This is a genomic window from Eubacterium ruminantium (assembly GCF_900167085.1).
Taxonomy (GTDB): Bacteria; Bacillota; Clostridia; order Lachnospirales; family Lachnospiraceae; genus Eubacterium_Q; species Eubacterium_Q ruminantium.
In genome coordinates this window covers 1-15,792 of the sequence record NZ_FUXA01000022.1, presented here as the reverse complement: position 1 = coordinate 15,792, position 15,792 = coordinate 1, and the positions used below count along the sequence as shown (strand labels likewise).

Annotated in this window: 15 protein-coding genes and 1 tRNA gene; 15 read left to right on the top strand and 1 reads right to left on the bottom strand. The window is 38.6% G+C overall.

Features of this window, described 5'->3' with window-relative positions:
- The coding region (locus B5D25_RS13070) for a hypothetical protein (RefSeq protein ID WP_341443642.1) at positions 1-244 on the top strand (244 nt) is incomplete at its 5' end.
- A 229-nt stretch (positions 245-473) separates the two neighbouring features.
- Positions 474-1,007: a ribosome hibernation-promoting factor, HPF/YfiA family gene (hpf, locus tag B5D25_RS12095; RefSeq protein WP_078788224.1), complete on the top strand. Its 534-nt coding sequence runs from the start codon at positions 474-476 to the stop codon at positions 1,005-1,007.
- Between the two features lie 115 nt (positions 1,008-1,122).
- Here the strand turns inward: hpf and B5D25_RS12090 are convergent, their stop codons facing one another.
- Positions 1,123-2,367 (bottom strand): AI-2E family transporter, encoded by a 1,245-nt coding sequence (locus B5D25_RS12090; RefSeq protein WP_078788223.1) that lies wholly within the window; start codon positions 2,365-2,367, stop codon positions 1,123-1,125.
- Positions 2,368-2,628: 261 nt separating this feature from the next.
- Here B5D25_RS12090 and secA point away from each other — a divergent pair, with 261 nt between their 5' ends.
- From secA to B5D25_RS12025, 13 genes are all read left to right on the top strand, one after another.
- Positions 2,629-5,202: a preprotein translocase subunit SecA gene (secA, locus tag B5D25_RS12085; RefSeq protein ID WP_078788222.1), complete on the top strand. Its 2,574-nt coding sequence runs from the start codon at positions 2,629-2,631 to the stop codon at positions 5,200-5,202.
- A gap of 97 nt (positions 5,203-5,299) precedes the next feature.
- Positions 5,300-6,422, top strand: a protein-coding gene (gene prfB / locus B5D25_RS12080) for a peptide chain release factor 2 (RefSeq protein ID WP_143000688.1) whose coding sequence is annotated in 2 segments (ribosomal slippage) — positions 5,300-5,362 and positions 5,364-6,422 — 1,122 coding nt in all. Because the reading frame shifts where the segments join, the coding sequence is not laid out codon by codon here.
- A gap of 108 nt (positions 6,423-6,530) precedes the next feature.
- Complete coding sequence (locus B5D25_RS12075; protein WP_078788220.1) at positions 6,531-7,736, top strand: homoserine dehydrogenase; 1,206 nt, start codon at positions 6,531-6,533, stop codon at positions 7,734-7,736.
- Between the two features lie 51 nt (positions 7,737-7,787).
- On the top strand, positions 7,788-8,987 hold the full coding sequence (locus B5D25_RS12070; RefSeq protein ID WP_078788219.1) for an aspartate kinase: 1,200 nt from the start codon (positions 7,788-7,790) through the stop codon (positions 8,985-8,987).
- 93 nt (positions 8,988-9,080) lie between these two features.
- Complete coding sequence (locus tag B5D25_RS12065; protein ID WP_078788218.1) at positions 9,081-9,563, top strand: deoxycytidylate deaminase; 483 nt, start codon at positions 9,081-9,083, stop codon at positions 9,561-9,563.
- A gap of 21 nt (positions 9,564-9,584) precedes the next feature.
- The gene (locus B5D25_RS12060; RefSeq protein WP_078788217.1) at positions 9,585-10,118 is read left to right on the top strand and encodes a YcxB family protein; all 534 of its coding nucleotides are present in this window, start codon (positions 9,585-9,587) and stop codon (positions 10,116-10,118) included.
- A 26-nt stretch (positions 10,119-10,144) separates the two neighbouring features.
- On the top strand, positions 10,145-10,582 hold the full coding sequence (tsaE, locus tag B5D25_RS12055) for a tRNA (adenosine(37)-N6)-threonylcarbamoyltransferase complex ATPase subunit type 1 TsaE (protein ID WP_078788216.1): 438 nt from the start codon (positions 10,145-10,147) through the stop codon (positions 10,580-10,582).
- 2 nt (positions 10,583-10,584) lie between these two features.
- On the top strand, positions 10,585-11,283 hold the full coding sequence (gene tsaB, locus B5D25_RS12050) for a tRNA (adenosine(37)-N6)-threonylcarbamoyltransferase complex dimerization subunit type 1 TsaB (RefSeq protein WP_078788215.1): 699 nt from the start codon (positions 10,585-10,587) through the stop codon (positions 11,281-11,283).
- On the top strand, positions 11,270-11,788 hold the full coding sequence (locus tag B5D25_RS12045) for a GNAT family N-acetyltransferase (protein WP_078788214.1): 519 nt from the start codon (positions 11,270-11,272) through the stop codon (positions 11,786-11,788). The genes tsaB and B5D25_RS12045 overlap by 14 nt, the downstream gene beginning before the upstream one ends.
- A 24-nt stretch (positions 11,789-11,812) precedes the next feature.
- Positions 11,813-12,727, top strand: a complete 915-nt coding sequence (locus B5D25_RS12040; RefSeq protein ID WP_078788213.1) for a ribonuclease Z — start codon at positions 11,813-11,815, stop codon at positions 12,725-12,727.
- 498 nt (positions 12,728-13,225) lie between these two features.
- A complete protein-coding gene (tsaD, locus tag B5D25_RS12035; protein WP_425365081.1) occupies positions 13,226-14,260 on the top strand; it encodes a tRNA (adenosine(37)-N6)-threonylcarbamoyltransferase complex transferase subunit TsaD in 1,035 nt (344 codons plus the stop codon).
- Between the two features lie 187 nt (positions 14,261-14,447).
- Positions 14,448-15,131, top strand: a complete 684-nt coding sequence (ispD, locus tag B5D25_RS12030) for a 2-C-methyl-D-erythritol 4-phosphate cytidylyltransferase (protein ID WP_078788211.1) — start codon at positions 14,448-14,450, stop codon at positions 15,129-15,131.
- A 252-nt stretch (positions 15,132-15,383) separates the two neighbouring features.
- Positions 15,384-15,469 (top strand) — tRNA-Ser (locus tag B5D25_RS12025).
- Positions 15,470-15,792 lie beyond the last annotated feature (323 nt).

Genomic DNA, 15,792 nt, shown 5'->3' with positions numbered 1-15,792 from the left:
TAGATGCTATGAACGTAATTACGGACGTGATGGCATCATCAATCTGGTAAAGTACAGCAGAGAAAACAGAGGAATAGATACAGCTTCGTTGACAAATGTTACGCCTGAAAAATTTACCCTTAGAGATATCATTTCTGAACATTATGATCAAGCAAAAAGTTATATAGATCGAATACAGGTACATGTACCGGAGGGGACAGTGCGAAAGACAGCCTCAATAAGGCTGCATCAGTTGTTGTTCTAGGGTTTGACAAAGCAGACGGATAAAAGTAGAATAAGGCAAACAATTCTAAATCATTATATCTAGAAGCTTTTCTTTTTATGCTCTCCCAACTGACAACAGATTTACTCCATCATAAATGGATTATTTTATTGCCTCAAATAGCCCGATATGGTATAATTTAGACATCAGTTACAGAAGCTTTTAAATAGGTTTTTGGAGCTGAATATGAAGGCGAGAAGGAGTGAGACGTATGAATTACATTATTAGTGGTAAAAATATTGATGTGACAGATGGATTAAGGGAGGCCATCTACGACAAGCTCGGTAGATTAGAAAAGTTTTTTAACGAAGACACAAATGTTCAGGTTACTTTTTCAGTAGAAAAGGAGAGGCAGAAGATAGAGGTTACCATTCCTATGAAAGGACATATCATCAGAGCTGAGCAGGTTAGCGACGATATGTATGTTTCAATCGATATGGTAGTTGAGATAATTGAACGTCAGGTTACAAGATATAAGAAGAAAATAATTGATAAAGAGCAGGATGTTGCATACTTCAATGACAGATTCCTTGAGGAAGAGGGAGATGTTGCTGATGAAGATGAGATTAAGATCATCAGAAGCAAGAGATTTGCAGTTAAACCTATGTATCCGGAAGATGCTTGCATCCAGATGGAACTTCTCGGACATAACTTCTACGTATTCAGAAATGCTGAAACAGATGAGGTAAATGTTGTATATAAGAGAAAAGGCAATACATATGGACTTATTGAACCTGAGTTCTAATATTATCTGTTTCGACATTATATATAAATGATTATAATAATACCCTCTTTACCGGGAATGGTAGAGAGGGTATTTTTTATGTGCGCCTGATGACACAGGCTACGAATTTCTTATTTTATTTTTCTTTTTTATTCTTCTTTTTAAATTTTATATCTTTCGTTAAAGGATTCTGAGGTTTGGCCTCGTAAGGTGGGTCAATCATATATTTTGATTCGGGAATTTCCTTTTCCTTAAGCTTTTTATTTACATGTTCCCTGAAAATAGCATATATAACAGAAGCTATAGGGATGAGAACGAGCATTCCCACAAGTCCGAATAAAGAACCACCGACGGTAACTGACATGAGTACCCACATTCCCGGAAGACCAACCTGGTTTCCAACGATATGAGGATATACAAGATTTGCGTCAATCTGCTGTATTACAGTAAACATGATAGCAAATATGAGCGCTTTGATCGGCGAAACAAGAAGTATAAGTATTACGCCGATGCCGAGTCCGATAAATGCACCGATAATCGGAATAAGTGCAAGTATCATGATGAGTATACTTATAAGGAGTGCATAAGGCATTCCGGTTACAGTCATAATGATTATAAATTCGCATCCGAGAAGGAGTGCATCAAGGCACTGTCCGGATATGAAATTACTGAATGTTCTGTTGGCAAGTCTCAGGATGCTCATTACTTTGTCAGCTTTTTCCGGAGCGAGTGAACTGTAAACGATCTGGCGTCCCTGACGGCTGAGTCTTTCCTTTCCTGCAAGCAGATATAAAGAAAAGATTATCCCGATAAAAAATGAAGTAACGCTTGATACAACACCTGAGATAAAACCGAAGCCTCCGCTTATAATGGAAAGACCTTTGCTTGCAAGAAGATTAAATGCAGGCTCAAGAGCCTTTTCCCAGTTTTTGGTATATTCAACTACTTTTTCAGAAACTTTAGGATATTTCGCAGTTTGCTTAACGAGCCATTTTGAAAGCTTTTCCATGCCTTCCGGAGCCTGGTGTGCAAGAGACACGAGAGTCCTTGAAAGTTCCGGGATGACTGTGATCAGGATTATAACTATCGCTACTATTGTTAATGTAATAACAATAAGCATTGAAAGACCTCTTCGTCTTCCGGCCCATTTATCAGTCTGATATTTTGGCTTTTTAAAAAGATGAGTTTCAAGTCTGGATATAGGAACATTTAAGATATATGCGATCGCTGCGCCAAGCAGGAAAGGTGAGAATATACCTATAATATTACCGAGCACGGTTGCCATATCCGACAGGTTATTAAGAACAAGATAGAATATAATAAGAAAAGATCCGATAAAGATATACTTCCGGACTGTTTCATTTTTCCAATATTGCTTCATTTTGCGACTCCTCCAAGCAAAATCAGGATAGCTTATAGATTATTTGAATGTGAAGAAAACAGTCGGATCCCCGTATAAATACACAACAATCTTCACAACGTCTTACTCCTAATAATAGTAAACATTAGTGCAAAAAGCAAGAATATAAAAAAATATTTGCCTACTTGAATATATAATGTTATATTAGGGGTTATGATAAGATTACTGTAAGTATGGCCGAAAGGACTTAATCATAGAAATAATACGCAGTGGAGGAATAAAATGGGTCTTGGTGAAAAGCTCTTTGGCACACATAGTGACAAAGAATTAAAAAGAATTTACCCTATAGTCGACAAGATTGAAGCATTGGACGAATCTATGCAGAAGCTGTCTGATGATGAACTTATAGCAAAAACAGACGAATTTAAAGAGAGACTCTCAAAAGGTGAAACTCTTGATGATATTCTTGTAGAAGCATTTGCAACTGTAAGAGAGGCTGCATTCCGTGTACTCGGTATGAAGCACTTCAGGGTACAGCTTGTGGGTGGTGTTCTTCTCCATCAGGGAAGAATCGCGGAAATGAGAACAGGTGAAGGTAAAACACTTGTTTCTACACTTCCTGCTTACCTCAATGCCCTTACAGGAAAAGGTGTTCATATAGTTACTGTAAATGATTACCTTGCAAAGCGTGATGCTGAGTGGATGGGTTCGGTTCATAGATTCCTCGGCCTCACAGTCGGAGTTATCCTCAATTCGGATGAAAATGATGCGAGAAGAGAAGCTTACAACTGCGATATTACATATATTACCAATAACGAGCTCGGATTTGATTATCTTCGTGACAACATGGTTATCTATAAGGAACGCCTTGTTCAGCGAGGACTTAACTTCTGTATTATAGATGAGATTGACTCGATCCTTATTGATGAGGCTCGTACACCGCTTATCATTTCGGGACAGAGCGGAAAGTCTACAGATATATATAAGATGTGCGATTATCTCGCAAGAAGAATGCAGAAAGGTACAGCTTCTACAGAGATCAGTAAGTTTGATGCTATCATGGGTACTGAGATCCAGGAAGATGGTGATTACCTTGTAAATGAGAAGGACAAATACGTTGTTCTTACTGCACAGGGTGTTAAGGAAGTAGAACAGTTCTTCCATATTCAGAACCTTGCAGATCCTGAAAACCTTGAGATCCAGCATACAATTATCCTTGCTCTTCGTGCACATGCACTTATGCACAGAGATCAGGATTACGTTGTAAAGGATGATCAGGTTCTTATTGTAGACAGCTTTACAGGACGTATCATGCCGGGAAGACGTTTCAGTGACGGTCTTCATCAGGCTATCGAAGCAAAGGAAAATGTTAAGGTTAAGAGAGAGAGTAAGACTCTTGCAACTATTACTTTCCAGAACTTCTTCAATAAATATGATAAGAAGGCAGGTATGACAGGTACTGCTCAGACAGAGGAAACAGAATTCCGTGAAATCTACGGAATGGACGTTGTAGTAGTTCCTACAAATCTTCCTATTGCCAGAATAGATGAAGATGATGCCGTTTATAAGACAAAGAAAGAAAAATTAAATGCTATCGTTGAGCAGGTATATGAAGCAAACCAGAAGGGTCAGCCTGTTCTTGTAGGTACAGTTAATATCGATTCTTCTGAAGAAATCAGTAAACTTCTCCAGAAGAGAGGGATTCAGCATAAAGTCCTCAACGCTAAGTTCCATGAGATGGAAGCAGAGATCATTGCCGATGCAGGTCAGAAGGGTGCAGTAACTATCGCAACCAACATGGCAGGTCGAGGTACTGATATCAAGCTTGGCGAAGGTGTGCCGGAACTCGGCGGACTTATGGTAATCGGTACAGAAAGACATGAATCAAGACGTATCGATAATCAGCTCCGCGGACGTTCAGGACGTCAGGGAGATCCTGGTTATTCTAAGTTCTATCTTTCACTTGAAGATGATCTTATGAGACTCTTCGGTTCAGAGAAGATCATGAAGGTTTATGATGCCCTCAGAATTCCTGAAGGTGAAGAAATTCAGCATAAGACAATCACAAGATTCATCGAGAAAGCTCAGAGAAAGATAGAGTCTAACAACTTTGCAATCAGAAAGAACCTTCTTGAATACGATGAAGTAAATAATGAACAGAGAGAAGTTATTTACGCAGAAAGAAGAAAAGTTCTTGATGGCGAGAATATGAGAGATACCATTTTCCAGATGGTTCAGGATACAGTTGAAAGATATGTTGATATGGTCGCTTCAAATGAAGTTGATCCATCAGAGTGGGATCTTCAGGAATTAAATGATACCCTCAGACCTATCGTTCCACTTAAGCCTATTGTTCTTACTGAGGATGAGAAGCGTAAGGGAAGTGCAAATGCATTTAAGCAGAGACTTAAGGAAGAGGCTGCTAAGCTCTATGAGGCTAAGGAAGCAGAATTCCCTAATCCGGAAACAATGCGTGAGATGGAGCGAGTAGTACTCCTTAAGGTTGTTGATAGAAAGTGGATGGACAACATCGACGATATGGATCAGCTCCGTCAGGGTATCGGTCTTCAGTCATATGGTTCAAGAGATCCGCTTGTTGAGTACAAGATGGCCGGATATGATATGTTCAATGAGATGACAAATTCCATTAAGGAAGATACATCAAGACTTATCATGCACGTTAAGATAGAAGAAAAAGCTGAACGTGAGCAGGTTGCCAAGGTTACAGGAACCAATAAGGATACTACAGCCAAGAGAGAGCCTGTTAAGAGAAAGGCCGCAAAGGTTGGAAGAAATGATCCATGCCCATGTGGTTCAGGAAAGAAATATAAACAGTGCTGCGGAAGAATGCAGTAGATTTATAAGATATTTCAGCATGATTTTTACAGTTACAGCCCAAAGCTATGGGCTGTACGTAAGAATCAGATTATTTAAATAAAAGGTGGTGATAGTGGTGTTAGAACTTGATCAGTATAAGTTCACTTTAAATGAATACAGAAAACCACTGCTTGAAGTGAGGGATTCACTTTGACATTGCCGGTAAAGAGGCAAGAATAAAAGAGCTTTCAGAGGCTATGGAAGATCAGAATTTCTGGAATGATGTTGAGGCAAGTAATCGCATCATGAAAGAGATGAAAAATCTCAAAGATACCATCGCTGATTTTAATGCTATTCAGGAAACATTTGATGACATTGAAGTCATGATAGAGATGGCAGAAGAAGAGGATGATGTTGATCTTATAGAAGAAGCCGGAGAAAGCATTGAACAATTTAAGAAGAAATTCGAAGCATTCAGGATAGAGACTCTTCTTTCGGGAGAGTTTGATACCAATAATGCTGTTATAAATATTCATTCCGGAGCAGGCGGAACTGAGTCGTGTGACTGGGTTTCAATGCTTTACAGAATGTATCAGAGATGGGTTAATGATAAAGGGTTCAGCGTTGAAGAATTCGATAATCAGCCGGGAGACGAGGCGGGTATTAAATCTGTGACTTTCCAGGTAAATGGTTATCATGCATATGGATATCTTAAATCAGAACATGGAATTCACAGGCTTGTAAGAATATCGCCTTTCAACGCAAACGGTAAGAGACAGACATCATTTTGCTCTGTTGATGTTATGCCTGAAGTTGATGATACCATTGAGATTGAGATAAAGGATGACGATCTGAAGATAGATACATACAGATCCAGCGGTGCGGGAGGTCAGCATATCAACAAGACTTCTTCAGCAGTCAGGATTACACATCTTCCTACAGGTATAGTTGTTCAATGTCAGAATGAAAGATCTCAGCATATGAATAAAGATAAGGCGATGAAAATGCTTAAAACAAAGCTTTTCATGCTTAAACAGCAGGAGAATATGGAGAAGATGTCAGGTATCAGAGGAGAGGTTGCCGACAATGGTTTCGGTAGTCAGATCAGATCCTATGTCCTTCAACCATATACACTTGTTAAGGATCACAGAACCAACTGTGAAGTAGGTGATGCTTCAAGAGTTCTTGATGGTGGAATCGATCCTTTTATAAATGCTTATCTTAAAATGATCTCTCAGTCGAAAGATTCTGAAGAATAGAGATTATATTTATGTATCTGAAATGATATATTTTTAAATTGATTTATTTGCAGCATTTGCAGTAAAATGCAGTCTGCATAGATATAAAAATTAGAGCGAGGTAACGATATGTTTAATGTGGCGGTTCTTGGATATGGTACCGTAGGATCTGGAGTTGTAAAAGTTATAAATGACAACAATCAGGTTCTGAAAAAGTTTTCCGGAGAAGAAATAAATGTTAAATACGTTTTAGACCTCAGGGATTTCCCTGGTGATCCGGTTGAGAAGATCCTTGTACATGATTATGAGGCTATTCTTGCTGATGATGATGTCAAATGCGTAGTTGAGGTTATGGGTGGAGTTGAGCCTGCAAACAAGTTTGTAAGACAGGCTATTGAAAAAGGAAAATCAGTATGTACTTCCAACAAGGAGCTTGTTGCAAGATATGGTGCTGAAATCCTTCAGCTTGCAAAAGATAATAATGTAGCATTTCTTTTTGAAGCTTCGGTAGGTGGCGGAATCCCTGTCATCAGATCGATAAATGAATCACTTACAGCAGATAACTTTGACAGCATTGCAGGTATTCTTAATGGTACAACCAACTACATGCTCACAAAGATGTCGAATGAAGATCTTACATTTGATGAAGTTCTTAAGGATGCACAGGACAAGGGTTATGCAGAGAGAAATCCTGAAGCAGACGTTGAAGGATATGATGCATGCCGTAAGATTGCTATTCTTACTTCACTTATCTGTGGACAGCAGGTTGATTTCGAAGATATTTCAACAGAAGGTATCACAGGTATTACAAAGCAGGATATTTATTATTCCAAGAAACTTGGCCTTCCGATAAAACTTCTCGGACTTATGAAGAAGGAAAATGACAAGGTATATGCAATGGTTGCACCTTTCATGCTCGAGAATGATCATTGTCTCAGAAATGTTGATGGTGTATATAATGCAGTATCACTTCATGGAGATATGCTCGGAGATGTAATGCTTTACGGTCAGGGTGCCGGATCTCTTCCTACAGCAAGCGCTGTTGTTTCTGATGTGGTTGAGATAGCTAAGAATAATAGCAAAAATATTCCTATTAAATGGGCTAAAGAGAAGGTTGCTCTTGGCGATATAACAACATTTAAAGCGAGATATTTTGTAAGAGTTGAAGGCGAAGGACAGAGTGACAAGCTTAGAAAGACATTTGAAAATGCTTGCTTTGCTCCTCAGCTTACAGGCGAGACAGCATTTGTAACAGCAACAGCTTTTTCTGAAAAAGAGATTAAAGAAAAGCTTGATGGTTACAGCGTTTTAAACCTTATCAGAATTGCAGAGTAAAATAACTGTAATACGCAGTTTTAATAAACATTATTTACGGAGGCGTACACTATGTTAGTGGTAAAGAAATTTGGTGGAACTTCGGTTGCCAACAAAGAGAGAATCTATAATGTAGCCAACAGATGTATCGAAGAGTATAAGAAGGGTAACGACGTTGTAGTTGTTCTTTCAGCTATGGGAAAATACACTGATGAGCTCATTGATATGGCTAAGGATATTAATGAAAATCCACCAAAGCGTGAGATGGACATGCTCTATACTATCGGAGAGCAGATGTCTGTAGCACTTATGGCTATGGCTATGAACAAGCTTGGTGTTCCGGCTATATCTCTTAATGCATTCCAGGTTGCTATGCATACAACTTCTGTTTATGGAAATGCAAGACTTAAGAGAATTGACGTAGACAGAGTTAAAAATGAACTTGAGCAGAGAAAGATAGTTATCATTACAGGATTCCAGGGTGTTAATAAGTATGATGATTATACAACACTCGGAAGAGGTGGTTCAGATACAACAGCTGTTGCTCTTGCAGCTGCACTTCATGCAGATAAGTGCGAGATCTATACAGATGTTGATGGCGTATATACTGCAGATCCACGTAAGGTTAAGACTGCAAGAAAGCTTGATACGGTAACTTATGATGAGATGTTAGAGCTTGCTACTCTTGGAGCAGGGGTTCTTCATAATAGATCTGTAGAACTTGCTAAGAAATTTGGTGTACAGCTTGTTGTTCGTTCAAGCTTGAATAATAATGAAGGAACCGTCGTTAAGGAGGACACAAAGATGGAGAAGATGATCGTTAGTGGTGTTGCTGCTGATCCGGATGCAGCCAGAGTTGCAGTTGTAGGTCTTAAGGATGAGCCGGGTGTTGCATTTAAGCTTTTCAACGCTCTTGCTAAGAAGAATATAAATGTTGATATGATACTTCAGTCAGTTGGACGTCATGGAACAAAGGATATTTCATTCACATGTAGTGATGAGGATGCTGATGAAGCAGAAAAGATCATTGGCGAGATCATGCAGTTCGAGTCAATCGATGTAAATAAGGATGTTGCAAAGGTTTCAATCGTTGGTGCCGGAATGCAGACAAATGCAGGTGTTGCAGCTAAGATGTTCGAAGCACTTTATGATGAGAATATCAACATCAGAATGATCTCTACATCAGAGATCAGAGTAACAGTTCTTATCGACGTTAAGAATGTCGAGAGAGCTATGAATGCAGTTCATGACAAGTTTGAACTTGGTGAATAATAATTTGTTATTATGATTTATATTATGGGCAGGAGATTTCTCCTGCCCAATTAAAAAGATACCGGTTTTATGGCCAGGAGAAGGAGGCCGCTAATGAAGAGAAATGATTATATCAGTTGGGATCAGTATTTCATGGGAATTGCTATGCTTTCCGCACAAAGAAGCAAGGATCCGAATACTCAGGTCGGCGCATGTATAGTTGGACCTGATAATAGAATTTTGTCTGTTGGTTATAACGGTATGCCTCAGGGATGCGAAGATGATTCAATGCCATGGGGAAGAGAAGGAGCGGCTCTGGAAAGCAAATATTTATTTGTATGTCATGCAGAACTTAATGCAATACTTAATTACAGAGGAGCCAGAAATTTTAAAGATGCAAGGCTCTATGTAACTTTATTTCCGTGTAATGAATGCGCAAAAGCTATTATTCAGAGCGGAATCACGGAGATAGTTTATATGTCAGATAAATACCAGGACGCGGACAGTACGCTTGCATCCAAGAGAATGTTTGATCTGACAAGAGTTAAATATAGACAATTCGAGCCATCAGGGCGTGAAATAAATTTGGGATTATAAATATTTAGTAAAGAGGATAAGATGGAAACTGTATCTAAGAAAATCACTGTAAATATGAATAAAAAAGCGCTTACGGAATTTGTGCTGAAATCATACTATTGTAAGTTCTCCGGAATAATGAGTATATTTTTGGGGCTTGGGGGCCTTGCATTTCTTATATGGAATATTATGAGTGATTATCCAACAATGAGAAATATCCTCTTATTCGGTGCGGTTGCGGTTATATGTCTTATAATCAATCCGGCTACACTTATCATGAAGGCTAAGAAACAGCTTAGTACAAATCCTTCATATAAATCCCCTGTTACATATGAATTAAGACCTGAAAATCTGAAGATATCACTTGGCGAAGAAAGCCAGGAACTGGAATGGAACAATATCTACAGACTTCGTGAATCTAAGAACATGGTTGCTGTTTACACAAGTCCATTTCATGCATTTGTAATACCAACCGAGGAGCTTGGCGAAGACAGGTCCATAATCCTTTCGAGATTTGTTCAGTACACAAAAGAGTACAGACCAAGACTTTCAAGCGGTTTAAAGCAGTATCTGTAAGATAAAAATGTACAGTGGAGTTTATAATGAATAAAACATTTGAAACATATGATGAGAAAGAAACGTATAAATTAGCATTCGATATTGCATCGAAGGCTGAATCCGGACAGGTATACTGCTTAAATGGTGATCTGGGAGTAGGAAAGACTGTATTTGCCCAGGGCTTCGGAGCAGGACTCGGTATCGAAGAACCGATAGTAAGTCCGACATTTACCATTTTGAAAGAATATGATGAAGGCAGGCTTCCTTTATATCATTTTGATGTTTACAGAATTGGTTCTGAAGATGAAATGGAAGAGATAGGATATTTCGATAAGGTGGATTCCGGCGAGGGAGTTTCGCTTATCGAGTGGTCTGTTCTTATAGAAGGCATTATTCCGAAGGACAGCATTAAGATAGAGATTAAAAAGAATCCGGAAAAAGGTTTTGATTATAGAGAAATTACAATAAATGGCGGTGAGTGATCATGAAGATTCTTGGAATAGAAAGTTCAAGCATGACTGCATCTGTTGCTCTTGTTTCAGATGATATTGTCATGGCTGAATTTACAATAAATAATAAAAGAACACATTCGGAGACACTTCTTCCGATGATAGATAAAATGCTCGATACTGTTGGAGTTAACCCTGAAGAACTGGATGCTGTAGCTATTTCGGCAGGACCGGGATCATTTACCGGACTCAGAATTGGTGCAGCAACAGCTAAAGGACTTGCTCTTGCACTTGATATTCCACTTGTAGCTGTACCTACTTTGGAAGGCCTTGCCTATAATCTTGCAGGTGACAGAAGACTGGTTGCTTCGGTTATGGATGCGAGACGAGAAGAAGTATATGCCGGACTTTATGACGTAAAGGATGGCATAAAAGCTGTAATAGAAGAAAATGCTCTTCCTGCAGAGGAATTTATCAAAAAGCTTGAAGACATTTCTGACGACATTGTTTTCGTCGGAGATGGAATAGGAGTTATAAAAAATACTATTTCCAAAATGGGTGACGCATCATCATTTGATTTTGCGGCAATCCATAATGATAAGCAAAGAGGTGCTTCCATTGCCTCTTTGGGAAAGATGTATATGGAAATGGGAAAATCTATCAATCCGGATGATTTTGCTCCGGAATATTTGAGAAAATCTCAGGCTGAGAGAGTAAGGGATGAAAATAAATAATCTAATAGAACAGGTCGCAGAACTGGAAAATGCTATTTTCAGCGACGCGTGGTCTGCAAAAATGTTAGAAGATACTTTTAAGTATGATTACAACCATCTGATCGTGATCAATGACTGTGGAGATATCTTGATTGATCCGGTGCAGGAAGAATCATTATGTGAGACGATCAACCCGGTGCAATCGGTGCAGGAAGAATCATTAGATCAGAAGACAATTGCCGGATATATTATTTATTCGGATATAGACGGTGTTGATCTGGAGAGGATCGCAGTTCGGGAAAATATGCGTAACAAAGGATTTGCAGCAAAACTTATGAATGCGCTGATAAATACTTTGGATGAAAATGGCAGGATCATACTTGAAGTCAGAGCCGGGAATACTCCCGCAATAAAATTATATGAAAGATTTGATTTCAAAATGATATCATGCAGAAAAGGATATTATACAAATCCTGTGGAAGATGCATGGATCATGGAGAAAGTTATACGAAGTGTTGAATGTTAAACAGTAACGAAAGAGAGAGTTAGAATGTTAGATATATGCCTTTTGGGAACAGGCGGGATGATGCCGCTTCCATATAGATTTTTGACATCACTCATGGTTAGATATAATGGCCATACTGTGATGATTGATTGTGGTGAAGCGACACAGATAAGTGCGCGACTTCAAGGCTGGAGTTTCAAAGATATCGATGTACTTATGATCACACATTTCCACGCTGATCATATCAGCGGTCTGCCGGGACTTCTTCTGGCTATCGGAAATGCAGACAGGCGCGAGCCTTTAACCATAGTTGGACCTAAGAATATCGAGAAGGTGGTTAATTCACTTAGAGTTATCGCACCGGAACTCCCATTTGAGATAAAATTTATTGAAATACAGGGAAATGAACAGGTCTTTGATCTTGTTGGACTTAGAATTAAAGCATTTAGAGTTAATCATAATATACTTTGCTATGGCTACAGCATAGAGCTTGACAGAAAAGGCAGATTCAATGCAGAAGCCGCAAAAGAACTTGAAATACCTATCAAACTCTGGAAGGTATTGCAAAGCGGAAATGATGTTACAGTAGATGGAAAAGTATTTACCAGTGACATGGTCATGGGTGAAGACAGAAAGGGTCTTAAGGTTACTTATTGTACCGATACAAGACCGACAGATGTTATAGCTGAGGCGGCCGGCGGATCGGATTTATTTATCTGCGAAGGAATGTATGGCGAAAATGATGCTGAGACTATGGATAAAGCCAAGGCCAAGAAGCATATGACAATGACCGAAGCAGCACTTCTTGCCGAGCAGGCCGGTGTTGCGGAAATGTGGCTGACACATTATTCTCCATCAATCACAAAACCAAAGATGTATCTTGATGACATCAAAAAAATATTTCCAAATACCGTCATGGGCAAAGACAGATTAACAAAAGAACTGAAATTCGAAGATTAGATTAATCAAAATATGTAAATATAATGATTGATTCGTCGATATTATTTACAGAACACTCAAAAAATATGGATTTAGTTGTTAATCCGGTGATACATGTCTGTGGAATGATCAGAATATTAATCAACTGATCAATCCAACGGTGTATATTTGAAGAACAATCAATTAATATGAACTTAACGGTTAATCTGGAGATACATGTTTGTGGAATGATCGAAATATTAATCAACTGATCAATCCAATGGTGTATATTTGAAGAATAATCAATTAATATGAATTTAACGGTTAATCTGGAGATGAATATATGTGGAATGATCAAAATATTTGATTAATCCGGAGGCACAATTATAAATAGTACCGGCTCGGCTGTGCCACGAGCATTACAAATAAAATGAATGACTTGCAGACCGGCACCGTTAACCGGGTTGAGTAATAAAAGATACGATATCGAATAATTATTTACATTAAGAATGCTTTTGGAGATAGCATCATTAAATGTAAATGCGGAGGCATATAATGGAAGATGTAGTAATACTTGGAATTGAATCCTCATGCGACGAAACAGCAGCTGCAGTTGTCGTAAACGGAAGAGATGTAAGATCGAATGTTATTTATTCGCAGGTACCTCTTCATACTATTTACGGAGGAGTTGTTCCGGAAATCGCTTCAAGAAAGCATATAGAGAAGGTAAATCAGGTAATACGCAAGGCGCTTAGTGACGCAAATATGACCTGGGACGACATTACAGCCATAGCTGTAACATACGGTCCGGGACTCGTGGGTCCGCTTCTTGTTGGCGTAGGTACAGCTAAGGCTATAAGCTATGCAAAGAAAATACCTCTTGTTGGCGTGCATCATATAGAAGGACATATATCCGCAAATTATATCGAGAATAAAGATCTCGAGCCTCCATTTATGTGCCTTGTTGCTTCAGGTGGACATTCGCATATTGTTAAATGCACTGATTACGGTAAATATGAAATTATAGGACGTACAAGGGATGATGCAGCGGGAGAAGCCTTTGATAAAGTTGCGAGAGCAATCGGGCTTGGTTATCCGGGCGGCCCTAAGGTTGACAAACTTGCGAAGGAAGGAAATCCGGATGCGATTGAATTTCCACGCGCAAAATTCGCCGATGCACCATATGATTTTTCATTTAGTGGTATAAAGTCTGCAGTTCTCAATTATCTCAATAGTTGTGAAATGAAGGGGATTGAAGTGAATCGTGCAGATGTTGCGGCTTCATTCCAGAAAGCTGTAATAGAAGTTTTAACAGATCATGCAGTAAGAGCTGCGAAGGATCATGGATGTGATAAGCTTGCACTTGCGGGAGGTGTTGCTGCAAATAGTTCTTTGAGGGAACACATGCGTAAAAGCGCTGAGGCGGTTGGTATTTCATTTTATAACCCTTCCCTGATTTTCTGCACAGATAATGCCGCTATGATAGGTGCAGCGGGATATTATGATTATCTGAGAGGTATCAGAGATGACTATAGCCTCAATGCAGTTCCGAACCTCAAAATCGGCAGCAGATAGTCCCATCGCCAACGTGAAATATATATCATATTTGAAATCATCGAATATATCATAATAAATCAATGGATATATCATATCGGAAATTGATCATATAACTATTTTTCGATTGAATAAAATGATTGAATAATACCTTGCATTAAGTGCAGGGTATTTTAGTATATTAATAATGTAAAATTCGGAGGGGAAAATGGTTTCGGTAATAGTACTTGCGGCAGGCAGCGGAAGCCGCATGAAAAGCAGTAAAGCTAAACAATTTATGGAAATAGGCGGAAAACCGCTGATTTATCATGCATTGAAAGTATTTGAAGCAAGCATTGTTGATGAGATAATACTCGTCACAAGACAGCAGGATATTAATTATATGCGTGAAGAAGTCGTTAAAAAATATTCATTTAATAAAGTAAAAAAGATTGTCGCCGGCGGAAAAGAACGTTATGACTCGGTGGAAAATGGCATCAAAGCCTGCGATAAGCGAAATAATATCATCATGATCCACGACGGCGCACGACCATTTGTAACAAATGCAATGATACTTTCTTCTATTAGTGAAGTAAAAAGATGCAAAGCATGTACAGTTGCAGTACCTGTTAAGGACACTATTAAAGTTGTTGATGAAGAGGGATACGGAATTGACACTCCTGACAGAAGCACTTTATACCAGATTCAAACCCCACAAACTTTTGATAGAAAAATTATCACAGAAGCATATTCAAGAATGAGATCAGATAAAAATAGAAATATCACAGATGATACAATGCTGGTTGAAAGATATTTAGATCAAAAAGTTAAGGTGGTTGAGGGCAGTTATAACAACATAAAAATCACTACACCCGAAGATATTGCCCTTGCAGAGGCAATTTTGGGTGTTTGACAATTAGAAAATATATTATAAATAATGAGAACATTCAAACAGGGAATTCATTATTTTGTTGTCTGAAGAGGCTTGAACACAAGATAATGTAGTGCTCTCGGAGCTAAAAATGGTTATAAAAATGGGTGTTTTATACCTCAAAAAAAAAATAAAAATTTTTCAATAAAAGTAGTTGACACATACAGATTATTTTGTTAATATAACATCTGTCGCCGATGAAAAGCGACAAAAAACATAAGAAATTATGACCTTGGAGAGGTATCGAAGTGGTCATAACGAGGCGGTCTTGAAAACCGTTTGTCCGCAAGGGCACGAGGGTTCGAATCCCTCCCTCTCCGCTCACTTTACTTAAAAGTGATTTGTACATTAACAATTTAACAACATGACAACCCCGAAGATTCTTTTAAGACATTTTACTTATTCTAAATAAGAATAAGAGAGATGAAAATCTCAAAAGATATTCGGATTTGAACGAAATCCAAACACAGTAAGTTTTAGGACAGGATTTTTAAGCTAACGTTTAGAATACTGACTAAGGACGAACAAAATTTTTATTGAGAGTTCGATCCTGGCTCAGGATGAACGCTGGCGGCGTGCTTAACACATGCAAGTCGAACGGAGTACTTCTCCCGAGACTGAGGAAGCTTGCTTCTGAAGAATC

Excerpts from the sequence above, each read along its gene's own strand:
- B5D25_RS12065 (WP_078788218.1), top strand. The coding sequence starts at position 9,081 with ATGAAGAGAAATGATTATATCAGTTGGGATCAGTATTTCATGGGAATT.
- B5D25_RS12045 (WP_078788214.1), top strand. The coding sequence starts at position 11,270 with ATGAAAATAAATAATCTAATAGAACAGGTCGCAGAACTGGAAAATGCT.
- ispD (WP_078788211.1), top strand. The coding sequence starts at position 14,448 with ATGGTTTCGGTAATAGTACTTGCGGCAGGCAGCGGAAGCCGCATGAAA.
- B5D25_RS12090 (WP_078788223.1), bottom strand. The coding sequence starts at position 2,367 with ATGAAGCAATATTGGAAAAATGAAACAGTCCGGAAGTATATCTTTATC.
- tsaB (WP_078788215.1), top strand. The coding sequence starts at position 10,585 with ATGAAGATTCTTGGAATAGAAAGTTCAAGCATGACTGCATCTGTTGCT.
- B5D25_RS12040 (WP_078788213.1), top strand. The coding sequence starts at position 11,813 with ATGTTAGATATATGCCTTTTGGGAACAGGCGGGATGATGCCGCTTCCA.
- hpf (WP_078788224.1), top strand. The coding sequence starts at position 474 with ATGAATTACATTATTAGTGGTAAAAATATTGATGTGACAGATGGATTA.
- tsaE (WP_078788216.1), top strand. The coding sequence starts at position 10,145 with ATGAATAAAACATTTGAAACATATGATGAGAAAGAAACGTATAAATTA.
- B5D25_RS12070 (WP_078788219.1), top strand. The coding sequence starts at position 7,788 with ATGTTAGTGGTAAAGAAATTTGGTGGAACTTCGGTTGCCAACAAAGAG.
- secA (WP_078788222.1), top strand. The coding sequence starts at position 2,629 with ATGGGTCTTGGTGAAAAGCTCTTTGGCACACATAGTGACAAAGAATTA.
- B5D25_RS12075 (WP_078788220.1), top strand. The coding sequence starts at position 6,531 with ATGTTTAATGTGGCGGTTCTTGGATATGGTACCGTAGGATCTGGAGTT.
- B5D25_RS12060 (WP_078788217.1), top strand. The coding sequence starts at position 9,585 with ATGGAAACTGTATCTAAGAAAATCACTGTAAATATGAATAAAAAAGCG.
- tsaD (WP_425365081.1), top strand. The coding sequence starts at position 13,226 with ATGCGGAGGCATATAATGGAAGATGTAGTAATACTTGGAATTGAATCC.